The following is a 15,697-nucleotide window of genomic DNA, read 5'->3' on the forward strand; positions in this document are numbered from 1 at the left end:
GGAGTATGCCCAGTAAACATATCAGCATTCGGGGAGCCCGTGCCCATAATTTAAAAAATATAGATATTGATATCCCGAAAAATAAACTCGTCGTTATGACGGGGTTATCCGGGTCCGGAAAATCATCGCTGGCCTTTGATACGATTTATGCGGAAGGACAGCGGCGTTATGTAGAGTCCTTAAGTGCTTATGCCCGTCAGTTTCTCGGGCAGATGGACAAGCCGGATGTAGACTCGATTGAAGGTCTGTCGCCGGCCATTTCCATCGATCAGAAAACGACAAGCCGCAACCCGCGTTCCACAGTTGGAACGGTAACGGAAATCTACGACTACCTTCGTCTGTTATTCGCCAGGATCGGGCGCCCGACATGTCCGAACCACGGCATTGAAATCAGTTCCCAGACCGTCCAGCAGATGGTGGATCGTTTGATGGAATATCCGGAGCGAACGAAAATGCAGATTCTTGCCCCGGTCGTTTCCGGTCGTAAGGGTGAGCATGTGAAAGTGTTTGAGCAGCTCCAGAAGGAAGGGTATATCCGCCTTCGTGTCGATGGGGAAATGCGGGAAATTTCCGAGGAAATAAAACTCGAAAAAAATAAAAAACATTCCATTGAAGTGGTGATCGACCGGATTGTCATTAAAGACAGTGTCGAAGGACGTCTCTCAGATTCGTTGGAAACAGCGTTGAATCTTGGGAATGGGAATACGATTGTCGATGTCATCGGAGAAGAAGAACTTACATTCAGCGAGCACCACGCCTGCCCGATCTGTGGATTCTCCGTCAGTGAATTGGAGCCGAGGATGTTCTCCTTCAACAGTCCGTATGGTGCCTGCAGCCGCTGTGATGGACTCGGCACTCAGCTGGAAGTCGACATTGACCTTGTCATTCCGGACTGGGGACGTTCCCTGAATGAACATGCGATTGCTGCATGGGAACCTCAGAGCTCTCAATATTACCCGCAGCTTCTGAAAAGCGTAGCGGACCATTACGGTATTGATATGGATAAACCGTTCCGTGATCTTCCAGAAGAGCATAAAGAACGTATTCTTTACGGAAGTGGAGATGAAAAAGTCTACTTCCGCTATGAAAATGACTTCGGCAAAGTACGTGAGAACGAAATTTTCTTCGAGGGTGTCATTCCGAACATTTCCCGCCGGTACAGGGAAACGAGTTCTGATTACATTCGTGAACAGATGGAGAAATACATGGCCCAGAAGCCGTGTCCGAAATGTAAAGGCAACCGATTGAATGAAGAGGCTCTGTCCGTCTTGATCAACGGCAGCCATATTGGTACAACCACTGATTTTTCCGTAACAGAGGCCAAAGAGTTCTTTGAATCTGTTGAACTGACCGAAAAAGAAGAAACGATCGCCCGGATGATTTTGAAGGAAATCTGTGAACGACTCAGCTTCCTTGCCAATGTCGGCCTGGACTATTTAACGCTGTCCCGTTCTGCCGGTACGCTGTCCGGTGGTGAAGCACAGCGGATCAGACTGGCGACCCAGATCGGTTCCGCCCTCACCGGCGTTCTTTATGTGCTGGATGAGCCTTCCATCGGTCTGCATCAGCGGGATAATGACCGTCTGATCAACACGTTGAAGCGGATGCGTGACCTGGACAATACTTTGATTGTCGTGGAACACGATGAAGATACCATGCTTGCTGCGGACTACTTGATTGATATCGGGCCGGGCGCAGGCGCCCACGGCGGAAATATCGTTACTCAGGGGACACCAAAGCAGGTCATGAAAAACCGCAAGTCCCTGACAGGCCAGTATTTATCCGGCCGGCAGTTTATTCCCCTGCCTTCTGAACGACGGAAATCCGACGGCCGCTCCTTGAAAGTGAAAGGAGCGGAGGAAAACAACCTGAAAAAAGTGAATGCCGATATTCCGCTCGGTGTTTTCACGGCTGTGACAGGAGTTTCCGGGTCGGGTAAAAGTACGCTCATCAACGAAATCCTCTACAAGACACTGTCTATGAAGCTTCATAACGGAAAGCAGAAACCGGGACAGCATAAATCTGTCGAAGGCATAGAGCACCTGGACAAGGTGATTGATATCGACCAGTCGCCGATTGGAAGGACGCCAAGATCCAACCCGGCGACCTATACAGGTGTCTTTGATGATATCCGTGATGTGTTTGCACAGACGAATGAAGCGAAAATCCGCGGATATAAAAAAGGCCGCTTCAGTTTCAACGTCAAGGGTGGACGGTGTGAAGCCTGCCGCGGAGACGGAATCATTAAAATTGAAATGCACTTCCTTCCGGATGTTTATGTTCCCTGCGAAGTCTGTGACGGTAAACGGTACAACAGAGAAACGCTGGAAGTGAAATATAAAAACAAGAGCATCGCAGATGTGCTGGCGATGACGATTGAAGAAGCGCTGGAGTTCTTTGCCAACATTCCGAAAATTAAGCGCAAACTGCAGACGGTTGCCGATGTCGGTCTGGAATATATTAAACTCGGCCAGCCGGCTACAACGTTGTCCGGCGGGGAAGCCCAGCGTGTGAAGCTTGCGAGTGAACTGCACCGCCGATCCAACGGAAAATCCTTCTACATTTTGGATGAGCCGACGACCGGCCTTCATGTGGATGATATTTCACGTCTCCTGAAAGTTCTCCAGCGTCTCGTTGATAATGGGGACTCGGTGCTTGTCATTGAACACAACCTTGATGTCATCAAAGAAGCAGATCACATTATTGATCTAGGACCGGAAGGCGGCGGAAATGGCGGACGGATCATTGCGAGTGGAACGCCTGAACACGTCGCTGAGCAGGAGGTTTCCTATACAGGGCGGTATTTGAAGCCTGTTCTGGAGAGAGACCGCGAGCGTATGGAAAAGCAGATGGATAGTCGTGAACAAGTGGCCGGCAAGTAGATGTTTTGACGCCCGCCGCCAAATTGAGTATCGTTAAACAAGAATGGTTGGACGGGAGGAATACGAGTGGAATCAATACAACCGAACAAAGTTCAGGATAAAATCAACCAGTTAGCCAATAAAACGGTATACGTGCATTTGGAAACAACCAATGGTGCTTATGCCAGTCACTTCGATGAGAATGCCTATAACGTGGGAGCTTTCATCCGTAATGCGGAAGTTTCTTATCAACACGGAAAAATCGTCAGCACAGGCGGCAGCTACCGCGTAGGTCTTAAACTTGATCTCGGATGGGTGTACGCCGAAGGGCTGAGCGATTATGAAATCGATGAAAAAGGCCGTCTGCTGATGGCGGGTCATGACCGCGAAGGACGCTTGATGGTCGCTTTGGAAATCAGTGAGACCCCATTCTCACACGGAGCGGATCCTGATGAGTAAAGGGCACGTGGTCGTCATTTTCCCACATCCGGATGACGAGTCCTTTGGTGCTTCCGGCACCATCTCTAAATTCAGGGATGAAGGAGTTCCGGTCACATACCTTTGTGGAACATTGGGAGAAATGGGACGGAATATGGGAAGTCCGGTTTTTGCTAACAGAGAGACGTTGTCCACATTCCGCAGACAGGAATTAAAGGAAGCAGCCAGACAACTCGATATTGAAGTGGAGTTTCTCGGCTACCGGGATAAGACGCTTGAATTTGAACCGCGTGATAAAGTAGCGTCTCATTTGAAGAAAAGACTGGAAGAGCTGGAGGCGACGGTGGTCATCACGCATTATCCGGGGTACGCGGTCCATCCGGATCATGATGCTCTCGGAGCCGCAGCGGTCGAGGCCGTTAAACTGATGGAAGAGGCCTCGCGCCCGGATGTATGGATGCACGCCATTTCCAACGGCCATGCGGATGTATTAGGGGAACCGGATATCGTTTATGATATCCGCCCTTATTGGGAAAAGAAGCTTGCAGCGATTCAGGCCCACCTTTCCCAGGCGGACGGAATGATGAGTTTGATTGAAAATCATGATCAGGCCGCTGAACAGCTGGAACGATTGAAAACAGAACGATTTTACCGCTGGCACTTTTAACATAGCAGCCATGGATCAGACTTTACATCGGATCCATGGTTTTTTGTTTTTGAATCTTTTTTTGTGGGAACAACGTACATAGATAGGTAAAGGAGAGTGAATGTATGCCGGTAAATGAAGAACGTATGAAAATTTTGGAGATGATTGAAAAAGGTACGATCAATGCAGAAGAAGGTGCGAAGCTTTTAAGTGCTCTGGAACGTGAAGGAGAGGATCAGCCGGAGAAGAAAAAGTACGGCATTGTGAACTTTCTTGATGACGCGGTGGATAAAATTAAGAACGCCGACTTTGATCTTGCTTTTGGAGAATCGGTGGAGATTAAGGAAGACTCCCTGCTTGATGCTGGAGACTTGAAGGAAGTGGATCTAATGATTGCCAACGGTTCCCTCCATGTCTACTCCTGGGAGGAGGATCAGGTGAAGGCCTCCTCCAGAATCAAAGTGTATCAGGCGGCCTCAGAAGAAGAAGCGAAGGAACGTGTATACGGAGATGTTCAGTTCGACATCAAATATGGCCTGCTTCGTTTGGCCAGTCCTTCCAAGAAAATCAAAATGCATACAGATCTTTACTTACCGAAACGCTCCTATGAATTTATTAAAGCTCAGCTCCAGAACGGCCCCCTGCACGCGGAAGGCCTGGAAGGAGAGCATTTCCATTTGAAAACCTCCAACGGTTCTGTCAAAGGGGCCCGCCTGAAAGGCAGAAGCTGCAAAATTCATACGGCCAACGGGTTGATCAAGCTCGAAGAAGGTGTGTTTGATCAGTTGGAAGCAGATACGATCAACGGGCCGGTGACCCTTGGAGGGACATTCGGGAAAATTGATGGATCCTCTGTGAGCGGAGGGATTACCGTAGACCATAAAGGAAGTACAGCGCATACCGCCTTTTTAAAAACGACAGCAGGGGCCATCCAGGTTTCTCTTCCCGTGGAGCGTAAAGTCGACGGGATTCTGAAAACGAAATTCGGTTCCCTTCAGTGCAGCCTTGATAATTATAAAATCCTGAAAGACAAGAAAGACGTTATGAATAAGACGCTGGAATTCGAAGCGTATGAACAATTTGAAGATGTTTATCATATAGAAGCAGAGACGAAGACTGGTTCAGTGAAGATACAGCCACCTGTCCAGCTTTAAAACAGTGGGAAAATGAGGTGAGTGTTATGAAAAACTGGCTGCTGCATATTCTAGTGAATGCTGTTGCCATTATTGCTGTCGGAGCCCTGCTCGACAGTGTCCAGATTGATGGTGTGGGCGGTGCTTTGCTTGCCGCATTCATCCTTTCGATCCTTAATGCGGTCGTCCGTCCATTTCTCGTCATTTTGACTCTTCCGATTACGATTGTTTCGCTCGGACTGTTCCTGTTTGTGATCAACGCCATCACACTGGCTCTGACCGACTTGTTCCTCGGAAGTACATTCGATATTGATGGATTTGGCATGACGATCCTTGCCGCGGTCATCATTTCTTTCTTGAACCTGGTACTGAACAGCCTGTTGAAAGATATGAAGAAATCCTGATTCAGCCGTACGGAGAAATCCGTACGGTTTTTTTATGCGCAGAACCTATTTTATGTCTATACTGATAGGGACCCCTGGTTGAGACAGACCTATCCAAGATTTCAGCAAAACATGCTACAATAGGGGACAGTGATTGATGAATGGAGGTTGTTGGAAAGATGAGCAAGGTCCGCACAGAAGATTTACTGGAACAGTTTCAGCTTGAATTAGTAACCGGAAAAGATGGAGTTCACCGTGAAATACATATGAGTGATATTTCCCGCCCCGGTGTAGAAATGACCGGGTATTTCAAATTTTACCCGAAAGACAGACTGCAGCTTCTCGGTAAGACGGAGCTGTCTTATTTCAATGAACTGACGAAGGAACAGCGTCAGGAGCGGGCGGAAAAGCTCTGCACGGATGTTACCCCGGGGATCGTTATAACGAGGGGAATGGATATTCCGGAAGAGTTGTTTGAAGCCGCTAAGGAAGCTGGCGTCCCATTGATGATTTCCCCATATAAGACAACGAGAGTCATCAGCCGGCTGACCAATTTTCTGGAGTCCAAGTTTGCTCCGTTTACAGCTATACACGGGGTCCTTGTAGATATTTACGGCATCGGTGTACTGATCACCGGTCAGAGTGGCGTTGGTAAAAGTGAAACAGCGCTTGAACTGGTGAAGCGTGGTCACCGTCTCGTTGCCGATGACAGCGTGGAAATCCGGCAGGAAGATTACGATACGCTGATCGGAAACAGTCCGCCGCTGATCGAGCACCTTCTGGAAATCCGCGGTCTTGGAATTATCAACGTGATGACGCTGTTTGGCGCTGGAGCTGTCCGAAGCTTCAAACGTATCACACTCGTTATCAACCTTGAACTTTGGGATAAGAACAAACAATATGACCGTCTGGGCCTTGAGGAAGAAACCATGAAAATTATGGACGTTCAAGTTCCGAAAGCGACGATCCCCGTGCGTCCAGGACGTAACCTTGCCGTTATCATTGAAGTGGCAGCAATGAACTTCCGCCTGAAGCGGATGGGCGTCAATGCCGCAGAGGAATTTTCCGAGCGGTTAACCAAAGTGATCGATCAGGATCAAACGGGGAAATAAGGAGGAAACAAGATGCAGACATGTGAAGCACAGCCTCTTGATCCCGTCTTTCTTCAGCTGGGTCCACTTTCTGTTTACTGGTATGGCCTGATTATTGCTACAGGAGCCTTTTTAGGACTATGGATTGCGACAAGAGAAACAGAAAGACTGGGATTGAAAAAGGACTATATGGTGGACATCGTGGTGTTCGCGATTCCTGCAGCCATTTTATGTGCCCGCCTTTATTATGTGATTTTTGAATGGGAGCGGTATGCCGGCGGCCCGTTGTGGAAGGTTTTTGCTGTCTGGGAAGGCGGGATCGCCATCCACGGAGCGTTGATCGGTTCGGTACTGACCGCCTATATTTATACAAAAGTAAAAGGTATCTCCTTCTGGATGATGGCAGATATCGCTGCACCGAGTATTATTCTTGGTCAGGCAATCGGGCGCTGGGGGAATTTCATGAACCAGGAAGCCCATGGTGGACCTGTCTCACAGGCTTTTTACGAGAATTTCATGCAGTATCTGCCTGCCTTCATCAACCAGCAGATGTGCATTGACGGAACGGTGTATCACCCGACGTTTCTTTATGAATCCGTCTGGAATATCATCGGATTCGCTCTTCTGCTCGTTCTTCGCCACCGTTTCAACCCGCGTCGTGGGGAAGTTTTCTTAAGCTATGTCATATGGTATTCTGTCGGCCGTTTCTTTGTGGAAGGCCTTCGTACGGACAGTCTCTACTTGTTCGGAGATATCCGTATGGCTCAATTTATTTCCATTGTACTGGTCATCGGTAGTGCCGTACTCATTTACTACCGCAGAAAGAGCGGAATGGCAGATAAATATTATAACGGAAAGAAAGTAAAATAAGGGAGCCGATAGCATGAAAGGAACGCTGCTGCGTGGTGGAAAAAAGGGCCTGGATTTAACATGGACACTGGGGAAAGTCATTTTTCCCGTAACACTGATTGTGACGATTCTCCAGTATACACCTGTCCTGCCATGGGTGATGGACAAACTGGAACCTCTGATGGGGTGGCTGGGTCTTCCAGGTCAGGCGGCTGTCCCTTTAGTGGTTGGGAATTTTTTGAACCTGTATGCCGGCATCGCTGCGATTCTCTCCTTTGATTTTACGGTGAAAGAAGTATTTATTTTAGCTGTCATGCTGTCGTTCTCCCATAACCTGCTGATTGAATCGACCGTTGCTAAAAAGGTCGGGGTCAGCTGGTGGATAGTTATTGGTGTCCGCCTTTCCCTTGCTTTCTTTTCTGCATTTATCATCCATTTGTTTTGGGACGGGGGAGGGGCACAGGCGAAATACGGCCTCGCCCCCTCTAATCCTGTGGAACCGGAGGGATGGACGGAAATCGTCATCCAGGGGGTGCAGACGGCTGGCATGGGGATCATCCAGCTTGCCTTCATTGTCATCCCATTGATGGTCGTCATGCAGTTTATGAGAGAAAAAGGATGGCTCGACAAATTTTCGGAATGGGTCGCTCCCTGCACCAGGTTTTTAGGTATGGAGCGTAATACGTCCATGACACTGGCCGCCGGCTTGACGATCGGCCTTGCCTACGGGGCCGGGTTAATGATTCAGGCCGTGGAAGAAGACGGTGTATCAAAAAAGGATATGTATCTGGCCGTCATCTTCCTTGTCGCCTGTCATGCTGTCGTTGAAGATACGCTCGTATTCATTCCACTCGGCATTCCTGTCTGGCCGCTTCTCATCATCCGGTTAACGACAGCTGTGCTGTTAACAGCGGCCGTAGGGTTTGTTTGGAACAAATTACAACATAATAGAAAGGATACATCACATGAGCATACGTACCATTCTCTTTGATTTAGACGGCACACTGATTGATACGAATGAACTGATTATTGCATCCTTCACTCACACCATTGCCCAATATGGGGACAGAGACTATACGCGTGAAGAGATCTTGGATTTTATCGGGCCCCCTCTTGTGGAAAGCCTGGCTAAGATCAACCCGGACAAGGTGGAGGAGATGGTGGAAACCTACCGTGAACATAATGTGGAGAACCATGACCGCTATGTGACTGCCTACGAAGGTGTTGTTGAAACAATGCATGCCTTGAAGGACGAAGGTTTCCGGCTTGGTATAGTGACCACAAAAATGAAAAACACGGTACACTTGGGGCTTGAGCTCACGAATTTGGACGGCTTGTTTGAAACAGTGGTCACTCTTGATGATGTGACCAATGCCAAACCTCATCCGGAACCAATTATGCGGGCGCTTCAGGAACTGGATACACCGGCATCAGAAGCACTTATGGTCGGTGATAATACCCATGATATTGAAGCAGGGAAAAATGCCGGAACGAAAACAGCCGGGGTTGTATGGACGGTCAAAGGCAGAAATGTACTGGACGATTTAAGCCCGGATTACATGCTGGATAGCATGCGTGACCTGCTGCAGATTACCGGGAGTTAATGGATGAGAAAGACAGACCGCTATCCCGTCCAGGGCGCGAATTCCTTGTGGCATATCTATAAAACCGTGCCGTTTCTAAAAGTCGTGAAAAATTTCACCATTATTCAAGTGGCACGCTATACCCCTTTTCTCGGAATGAAAAATTGGCTGTACCGCACGTTTTTAGACATGAAGGTAGGGGATAGGACAGCCTTTGCCTTGATGGTGATGGTTGATATTATGTTTCCTGAAAAAATCAAAGTTGGGTATAATACGGTAATTGGGTACAATACAACCATCCTTGCTCATGAATACTTGATCGATGAATACCGGCTGGGTGAGGTGATCATCGGAGATGAGGTCCTGATCGGAGCCAATACGACAATCCTCCCGGGAATTACTATTGGGGACAGGGCGGTCGTATCGGCGGGCACGTTGGTGAATAAAGATGTTCCACCCGGCAGTTTTGTCGGGGGAAACCCGATGAAGGTCATTTATACGAAAGAGCAGATGGCTCAGCGGGAGGCGGAGGAATGAGTTTTACACAAACGGTTTTACCAGCAGTAAAGAAAATCAAGGATTTTGAAACACTGCTGGAATCGGATACGGAGTATATCATCCTTCTTGAAAGCCGTCTCGGACTGCTTCGAAAGCTCGTCCGTCTTGGGCAGAAGTCGGGAAAGAAAGTCCTCGTCCATGTGGATTTGATCCAAGGCTTGAAAGCGGATGATTACGGTATGGAATACCTCGGTCAGGAAGTGAAACCCGACGGGGTGATTTCAACAAGAGGGCATGTCATTCATCAGGCGAAAAAATATAATATCCTATCTGTGCAGCGGTTGTTTCTTATTGACAGCCAGGCCATTGAGCACAATGTAAAGCTCATCCAGAGAACGGAGCCTGATTACGTCGAAGTTTTGCCAGGTGTCCTGCCGGGAATGATAAAAGAGATTAAAGAGCGGATCGGGGTACCTGTCATCGCTGGAGGACTCGTCCGTACGGAGGAAGACGTAGAGCAGGCACTGGCCTCCGGGGCTTCTGCCGTTTCTACTTCTCGTACCGACTTATGGAAGTTTTCCAAATAGATGATACAGACGCCCATTTTAAAAAGAAGCCTGAAAACGCACAGAGATTAGAAGAGACGCTAATAGTTGTGCGTTTTTGGCAGGGATCCGCTGAAGATCGGAAAGGAGCGGGCACATGACGGAATTTATGGGTGAATTGATTGGTACGATGATTTTAATCATTTTTGGAGGCGGTGTCATAGCCGGAGCGAACTTGAAAGCTACAAAAGCGGAGGGAAACTGGGTGCTTATTACGATAGCCTGGGGCCTTGCTGTAGCCATGGGCGTGTACGCAGTTGGAAGCGTTACAGGCGCCCATATCAATCCGGCAGTTACACTTGGGTTTGCCGTTGTCGGAGATTTCCCGTGGGCGAAAGTCCCGCTATACATCACCGCACAAATGATGGGGGCATTTATCGGAGCAGCCATCGTGTTTTTCCATTACCTGCCTCATTTCAAAGACACGGAAGATCAACTGGCTATCAAATCCATCTTTTGTACGGATCCGGCCATACGCAGTCCTATTTCCAATCTTGTAAGTGAAATTATCGGTACCTTTGTACTCGTGATGGGGTTATTATTTATAGGGGCCAATGAATTCACAGACGGCTTGAATCCATTGATCGTCGGCTTGTTGATTGTGGCCATCGGGATGTCCCTTGGTTCTACAACCGGTTATGCGATCAACCCCGCGAGGGACCTCGGGCCAAGACTGGCGCATGCGGTTCTTCCTATTCCCGGCAAGGGAGGATCTGATTGGGGTTACTCCTGGATTCCTGTGGCTGGTCCGGCTATCGGTGGAATGTATGGCGGATTATTTTATCAAGCCATTTTCCAGGCGGAGTTTACCATATGGTTTTGGATAGGATCCGCGGTTATTGCCGCTGCCCTTCTCAGTTCCATGAACATAGAATTAAAAAAAATGAAACAAGCATAGAGGGAGAGATTTACTATGGGAGACTATATTTTATCAATTGATCAGGGTACAACGAGCTCGCGGGCGATCCTGTTCAACCGCGATGGAGAAATTGTTGAAACCGCACAGAAGGAATTTCAACAATACTTTCCAAAAAGAGGATGGGTGGAGCATGATGCCAATGAAATCTGGACATCTGTGCTGGCCTGTATTTCGGATGTGCTCCGCCTTGCGGATGTAGACCCTGGCGACATTGCTGGAATCGGTATCACAAACCAGCGGGAAACGACCGTCGTGTGGGATAAAAACACAGGGAAGCCGATCTACAAAGCAGTCGTCTGGCAGTCCAGACAGACGCAGGGGATTTGTAACGAATTGAAGGAGAAGGGACTGGAAGATACCTTCCGTGAAAAGACGGGTCTTCTCCTTGATCCTTACTTCGCAGGAACGAAAGTGAAATGGATTTTGGACAATGTGGACGGAGCAAGAGAAAAAGCCGAAAACGGGGACCTGCTGTTCGGAACGATTGATACGTGGCTCGTATATAAGCTGTCCGGGCAGAAGGCCCATGTTACGGACTATTCCAATGCTTCCCGTACGCTTATGTACAACATTTATGATTTGGAATGGGACAAGGAGCTCCTGGAACTGCTGAACGTTCCAGAAAGCATGCTTCCTGAAGTGAAAGAGTCCTCTGATGTCTATGCTCATACCATCGATTATCACTTCTACGGAAAAGAGGTACCGATTGCAGGGATTGCCGGGGACCAGCATGCGGCTCTGTTCGGACAGGCCTGCTTTGAAAAAGGAATGGCTAAAAATACTTACGGCACCGGTGGATTCATGTTAATGAATACCGGGGAAGAACCGGTCAAATCCAACCACGGTCTGCTTACAACACTGGCCTGGGGGCTGGATGGTAAAGTCGAATATGCTCTGGAAGGCAGTATCTTCGTTTCTGGTTCAGCCATCCAGTGGCTCCGTGACGGCCTGCAGATGATCGAATCTTCTCCTCAGAGTGAAGAAGTTGCAGGAGAAGTGAATTCTGCTGACGGGGTGTATGTCGTGCCGGCCTTTGTTGGTCTTGGTACACCGTATTGGGACAGTGAAGCGCGCGGAGCTGTATTCGGTCTGACACGGGGAACAACCAAAGCCCACTTTGTAAGAGCCACGCTTGACTCACTGGCCTATCAAACGAAAGATGTGGTCAATGCTATGGTGGAAGACTCCGGTCTTGAATTGAAAACGCTCCGGGTGGACGGCGGCGCTGTGAAAAATAATATGCTGATGCAGTTCCAGAGTGACCTGCTTGATGTGAACGTGGAACGTCCGGAAATCAATGAAACGACAGCGCTTGGGGCTGCCTACCTTGCCGGTCTTGCGGTTGGTTTCTGGGAAGACCGCCGGGAAATCGAAAATCAATGGAAGGTGGAGCGTGAATTCCAGCCAAGTATGGAGGAAAAGAAAACGCAGACACTATACAAAGGATGGCAGAAAGCTGTGGAAGCTACCCGGGTCTTCAAGCCTGAAGAATAAATCTTTGACACGTGTCCGCTCTCTGATATAATAAAGGTACAAGTTAATGGACACGGTCGGAGACGCGGAGAGACCACGAAGCTTTATGCACAGCATAAGGAGTTTCGTGGTCTCTTTTTTTATGCCACAGTGTCTAAAGAACATTCCCACACATAACTTTCGACATTTTCGGGAATACCCGTACCAGACCATTAAATGAAGACAACGGAAGAAGGAGAGATCGATATGCAATCATTTTCAAGCTTGGAAAGACAACGTCAATTTGAACGCTTGACTCAGGAAGAGTGGGACGTACTCGTCATCGGGGGAGGAATTACCGGCTCTGGAATTGCACTGGATGCGGCCAGCCGCGGCATGAAAACAGCGGTCGTTGAAATGCAGGACTATGCAGCCGGAACATCCAGCCGCTCCACGAAACTCGTACACGGCGGCCTGCGTTACTTGAAACAGTTTGAAGTTAAAATGGTGGCAGAAGTAGGAAAAGAGCGGGAGATCGTATATGAAAACGGCCCGCACGTAACCACTCCTGAATGGATGCTGCTTCCATTCCACCAGGGCGGAAACTTCGGCCCGTTCTCTACCAACATCGGCCTGCGCGTCTACGATTATCTGGCTGGTGTTAAGAAATCCGAGCGCCGCTCCATGATGAGTGCGGAAGAAGCGCTTAAGCGTGAACCTCTTATCAAGCAGGACGGTTTAAAAGGTGCTGGGTATTACGTTGAGTACAAAACAGATGATGCCCGTCTGACTCTGGAAGTTATGAAAAAAGCAGTTGAATATGGCGCCAACTCTTCCAACTACTCCAAAGTCGTGGACTTTATCTATAGTGATGAAGGCAGAATCGTTGGAGCAGTAGTGGAAGATACGATCACAGGGGAACAGTATAACGTGAAAGCGAAGAAAATCATCAATGCGGGCGGTCCATGGGTTGATGAGCTACGTGAAATCGACGGCTCCAAGAAAGGGAAAACCCTGCAGTTGACTAAAGGTGTTCACCTTGTATTCGATCAGTCTGTCTTCCCGCTGAAGCAGGCGATCTACTTCGACAGTCCGGACGGTCGTATGATTTTTGCTATTCCTAGAAACGGGAAAACGTATATCGGGACAACCGATACGGTTTACGATCAGGACATTTCACATCCAACGATGACGGAAGAGGACCGCGATTACATTATTAAAGCGATGAACTATATGTTCCCAACCGTTAAAGCGACAAAAGAAGATGTGGAATCCAGCTGGGCCGGCCTTCGCCCTCTTATTCATGAGGAAGGTAAAGACCCATCTGAAATCTCCCGTAAAGATGAAATTTTCGTTTCTGACTCCGGTCTGATTTCCATGGCTGGCGGGAAGCTGACCGGTTACCGTAAGATGGCTGTGACAGCTGTCGATCTTGTCCGCGATCAATTGATGGAAGAAACCGGCGTGCGCTACTCTGATTCCGAGACGAAGCGTATGGCTATTTCCGGAGGAGAAGTTGGCGGATCTAAAGGATTCAAGCAGTTCAAAGAAGAACGCTTGAAGATCGCTGAATCCATCGGTATTGATAAAGAGGAAGCAGATAAACTGATCCAGCTTTATGGTGCCAACGTGGATAAAGTGTTCAATAACTTCCAAAACCGTAAAGAGGAAGCAGAGAAGGAAGGCATTGATCCAACTGTCTTTGCTCAGCTTGCTTATGCGCTTGAAGAAGAAATGACCTTCAAGCCGGTGGACTTCTTCGTCCGCCGTACCGCAGCCCTGTTCTTCAACATTCAATGGGTCCGCGATCATAAGGACAGTGTCATTGACTACATGGCTGAATCCTTAAACTATACAGATGAGCAGAAGAAAGAATATACCGAGCAGCTTGATCAGCTTCTAAAAGAAGCCGTTACGCCTGTTGAATATGTATAAGTAATCAAACCCGTCCTCTCCGGAGGACGGGTTTTTAAGGTTCTCGGGGAAACCGGTGCTGTTAATTTATCAGCGGATAAATACACGGCCTGCGAATGGCCTTTGTTTCACAAGGTAACAAACAGCGGATCTTATGATATATACCCGACCAAAAAATCTGTCGGGAAAGTTCATGCAGGCTCTTTTTTTTCGATAGGATTTAAAAATCTTCATGTCTTGTCGGAGAGATGGAGAGGAGGCTGCATACCCCTTCTTCTTCCTGCTTACATGTGGAGGTCGTGCCTTTCTGTACGTTTTTTTAAGAGCTGGGCTCGGACGTCCGCCTTCCGATAGCCAACAGTTTGCTTTCTGTCCTATGGGGAGAATGGATATTTGAAACTTTTTCCATGATTGCTGCGTAGAACATAGAAAGGGGGAAAAGGTATGACGGACATTCGGTCGTTGATATTGAAAGATGCAGGAAGACAGTTGATCACGGGTGGGGTGTTGCTGGTTTTTGGTATGTTCTTTCTTATTTCCATCTTATTTTATCAGGAGGGTTCCTTTATCCTTTCTCTATTCTACTTCCCCTTGTTTTTTGTAACGGGAGCAGGATTGTTTGTGACGGGCCTGCAGGATTTCAACAAATTACGGCATACGACCATCCAGACCGCGGACTCCTGTCCTGAATACACCTATCCCCTTTTTCCGAAGCGCATGTATCTTGGCCAGCAGGATATTAGAAATGATCAAGCTGGTCTTTATGATATGAGAGGGGAACGATATGCACAGGCGGAGGAAGAACAGCACTGGAAGTATAAACCGGCCCCTGTCATTTCAAGCTGGCTTTCTATTCCTTCCATTAAATCAGGTTCTTTTGTTTATAAAGATGATCAGGATGCGTCTCAGTACCGCCTTGAGAAAAAGGGCGGCTTCAAATGGCGTGGTTATATTCAGAATGAAGCAGGCAGGTATACGGCTTATACGAAAGAGTGGAAAGGGACGGATGGAAAGCGTGTCATCGGTTTTATTGAAGGACACAACCTCCGATGGCAGCTTGAAGGAGATCGTTACCTCGGCTGGTACCAGGTGACAGATGAAAACGACAGGGTCTGGGCGGAGATTAAGCAGGGAGCTATTCCGACCGAAGCGGCCGACCGTTTCGGGAACATGCCGGGTTTTATCGTAGAATGGTCTGTACGGGAGCAGGTACCTTCCTCACTTGTCGCTTTTCTATTTTTATTTCAATACGGGAATTATTAAACACCAGCGTTGGCTGGTGTTTTTAATTTCCAAAATTTTATAGTTGAAGATGACGTTAACGT

15 protein-coding genes are annotated in these 15,697 nt (G+C 48.2%); all 15 read left to right on the forward strand.

Annotation, left to right across the window (positions count from 1 at the left end):
- The first annotated feature begins 5 nt into the window (after positions 1 to 5).
- Positions 6 to 2,882, forward strand: coding sequence for an excinuclease ABC subunit UvrA (uvrA, locus tag H615_RS0117170; protein WP_027956288.1), 2,877 nt, complete (start codon positions 6 to 8; stop codon positions 2,880 to 2,882).
- Between the two features lie 66 nt (positions 2,883 to 2,948).
- A complete protein-coding gene (locus tag H615_RS0117175) occupies positions 2,949 to 3,320 on the forward strand; it encodes a YojF family protein (protein WP_027956289.1) in 372 nt (123 codons plus the stop codon).
- Positions 3,313 to 3,966, forward strand: a complete 654-nt coding sequence (gene bshB2, locus H615_RS0117180) for a bacillithiol biosynthesis deacetylase BshB2 (protein ID WP_027956290.1) — start codon at positions 3,313 to 3,315, stop codon at positions 3,964 to 3,966. Before H615_RS0117175 ends, bshB2 begins: the two co-directional genes overlap by 8 nt.
- Before the next feature lie 104 nt (positions 3,967 to 4,070).
- Positions 4,071 to 5,099 carry a DUF4097 family beta strand repeat-containing protein gene (locus tag H615_RS0117185; RefSeq protein WP_027956291.1) on the forward strand — a complete coding sequence of 343 codons (1,029 nt, stop codon included), beginning with the start codon at positions 4,071 to 4,073 and terminating at the stop codon, positions 5,097 to 5,099.
- Positions 5,100 to 5,125: 26 nt separating this feature from the next.
- The gene (locus H615_RS0117190) at positions 5,126 to 5,482 is read left to right on the forward strand and encodes a phage holin family protein (RefSeq protein ID WP_027956292.1); all 357 of its coding nucleotides are present in this window, start codon (positions 5,126 to 5,128) and stop codon (positions 5,480 to 5,482) included.
- A gap of 158 nt (positions 5,483 to 5,640) precedes the next feature.
- Entirely contained in the window at positions 5,641 to 6,573 is a 933-nt protein-coding gene (gene hprK / locus H615_RS0117195) for an HPr(Ser) kinase/phosphatase (RefSeq protein ID WP_027956293.1), read from the forward strand.
- 12 nt (positions 6,574 to 6,585) lie between these two features.
- Positions 6,586 to 7,422: a prolipoprotein diacylglyceryl transferase gene (gene lgt / locus H615_RS0117200; protein ID WP_027956294.1), complete on the forward strand. Its 837-nt coding sequence runs from the start codon at positions 6,586 to 6,588 to the stop codon at positions 7,420 to 7,422.
- Positions 7,423 to 7,435: 13 nt separating this feature from the next.
- Positions 7,436 to 8,392: a nucleoside recognition domain-containing protein gene (locus H615_RS0117205; protein WP_027956295.1), complete on the forward strand. Its 957-nt coding sequence runs from the start codon at positions 7,436 to 7,438 to the stop codon at positions 8,390 to 8,392.
- Positions 8,367 to 9,005, forward strand: coding sequence for a pyrophosphatase PpaX (gene ppaX / locus H615_RS0117210; protein WP_027956296.1), 639 nt, complete (start codon positions 8,367 to 8,369; stop codon positions 9,003 to 9,005). The genes H615_RS0117205 and ppaX overlap by 26 nt, the downstream gene beginning before the upstream one ends.
- A gap of 3 nt (positions 9,006 to 9,008) precedes the next feature.
- Complete coding sequence (locus H615_RS0117215) at positions 9,009 to 9,521, forward strand: acyltransferase (RefSeq protein WP_027956297.1); 513 nt, start codon at positions 9,009 to 9,011, stop codon at positions 9,519 to 9,521.
- Positions 9,518 to 10,069, forward strand: coding sequence for a glycerol-3-phosphate responsive antiterminator (locus H615_RS0117220; RefSeq protein ID WP_027956298.1), 552 nt, complete (start codon positions 9,518 to 9,520; stop codon positions 10,067 to 10,069). Before H615_RS0117215 ends, H615_RS0117220 begins: the two co-directional genes overlap by 4 nt.
- A 115-nt stretch (positions 10,070 to 10,184) precedes the next feature.
- A complete protein-coding gene (locus H615_RS0117225; RefSeq protein ID WP_027956299.1) occupies positions 10,185 to 10,985 on the forward strand; it encodes an MIP/aquaporin family protein in 801 nt (266 codons plus the stop codon).
- Between the two features lie 15 nt (positions 10,986 to 11,000).
- Positions 11,001 to 12,500: a glycerol kinase GlpK gene (gene glpK / locus H615_RS0117230; RefSeq protein WP_027956300.1), complete on the forward strand. Its 1,500-nt coding sequence runs from the start codon at positions 11,001 to 11,003 to the stop codon at positions 12,498 to 12,500.
- A gap of 219 nt (positions 12,501 to 12,719) precedes the next feature.
- Positions 12,720 to 14,393, forward strand: coding sequence for a glycerol-3-phosphate dehydrogenase/oxidase (locus H615_RS0117235; protein WP_425307011.1), 1,674 nt, complete (start codon positions 12,720 to 12,722; stop codon positions 14,391 to 14,393).
- A 423-nt stretch (positions 14,394 to 14,816) separates the two neighbouring features.
- On the forward strand, positions 14,817 to 15,635 hold the full coding sequence (locus tag H615_RS0117240; protein WP_027956302.1) for a hypothetical protein: 819 nt from the start codon (positions 14,817 to 14,819) through the stop codon (positions 15,633 to 15,635).
- Positions 15,636 to 15,697 lie beyond the last annotated feature (62 nt).

Origin of the sequence: Halobacillus kuroshimensis DSM 18393 (assembly GCF_000425705.1) — a bacterium.
Lineage (GTDB): Bacteria > Bacillota > Bacilli > Bacillales > Halobacillaceae > Halobacillus > Halobacillus kuroshimensis.

Coding starts and splice junctions, on each gene's coding strand:
- uvrA (WP_027956288.1), top strand. CDS start 6: ATGCCCAGTAAACATATCAGCATTCGGGGAGCCCGTGCCCATAATTTA.
- bshB2 (WP_027956290.1), top strand. CDS start 3,313: ATGAGTAAAGGGCACGTGGTCGTCATTTTCCCACATCCGGATGACGAG.
- H615_RS0117185 (WP_027956291.1), top strand. CDS start 4,071: ATGCCGGTAAATGAAGAACGTATGAAAATTTTGGAGATGATTGAAAAA.
- H615_RS0117190 (WP_027956292.1), top strand. CDS start 5,126: ATGAAAAACTGGCTGCTGCATATTCTAGTGAATGCTGTTGCCATTATT.
- hprK (WP_027956293.1), top strand. CDS start 5,641: ATGAGCAAGGTCCGCACAGAAGATTTACTGGAACAGTTTCAGCTTGAA.
- lgt (WP_027956294.1), top strand. CDS start 6,586: ATGCAGACATGTGAAGCACAGCCTCTTGATCCCGTCTTTCTTCAGCTG.
- H615_RS0117205 (WP_027956295.1), top strand. CDS start 7,436: ATGAAAGGAACGCTGCTGCGTGGTGGAAAAAAGGGCCTGGATTTAACA.
- ppaX (WP_027956296.1), top strand. CDS start 8,367: ATGAGCATACGTACCATTCTCTTTGATTTAGACGGCACACTGATTGAT.
- H615_RS0117215 (WP_027956297.1), top strand. CDS start 9,009: ATGAGAAAGACAGACCGCTATCCCGTCCAGGGCGCGAATTCCTTGTGG.
- H615_RS0117220 (WP_027956298.1), top strand. CDS start 9,518: ATGAGTTTTACACAAACGGTTTTACCAGCAGTAAAGAAAATCAAGGAT.
- H615_RS0117225 (WP_027956299.1), top strand. CDS start 10,185: ATGACGGAATTTATGGGTGAATTGATTGGTACGATGATTTTAATCATT.
- glpK (WP_027956300.1), top strand. CDS start 11,001: ATGGGAGACTATATTTTATCAATTGATCAGGGTACAACGAGCTCGCGG.
- H615_RS0117240 (WP_027956302.1), top strand. CDS start 14,817: ATGACGGACATTCGGTCGTTGATATTGAAAGATGCAGGAAGACAGTTG.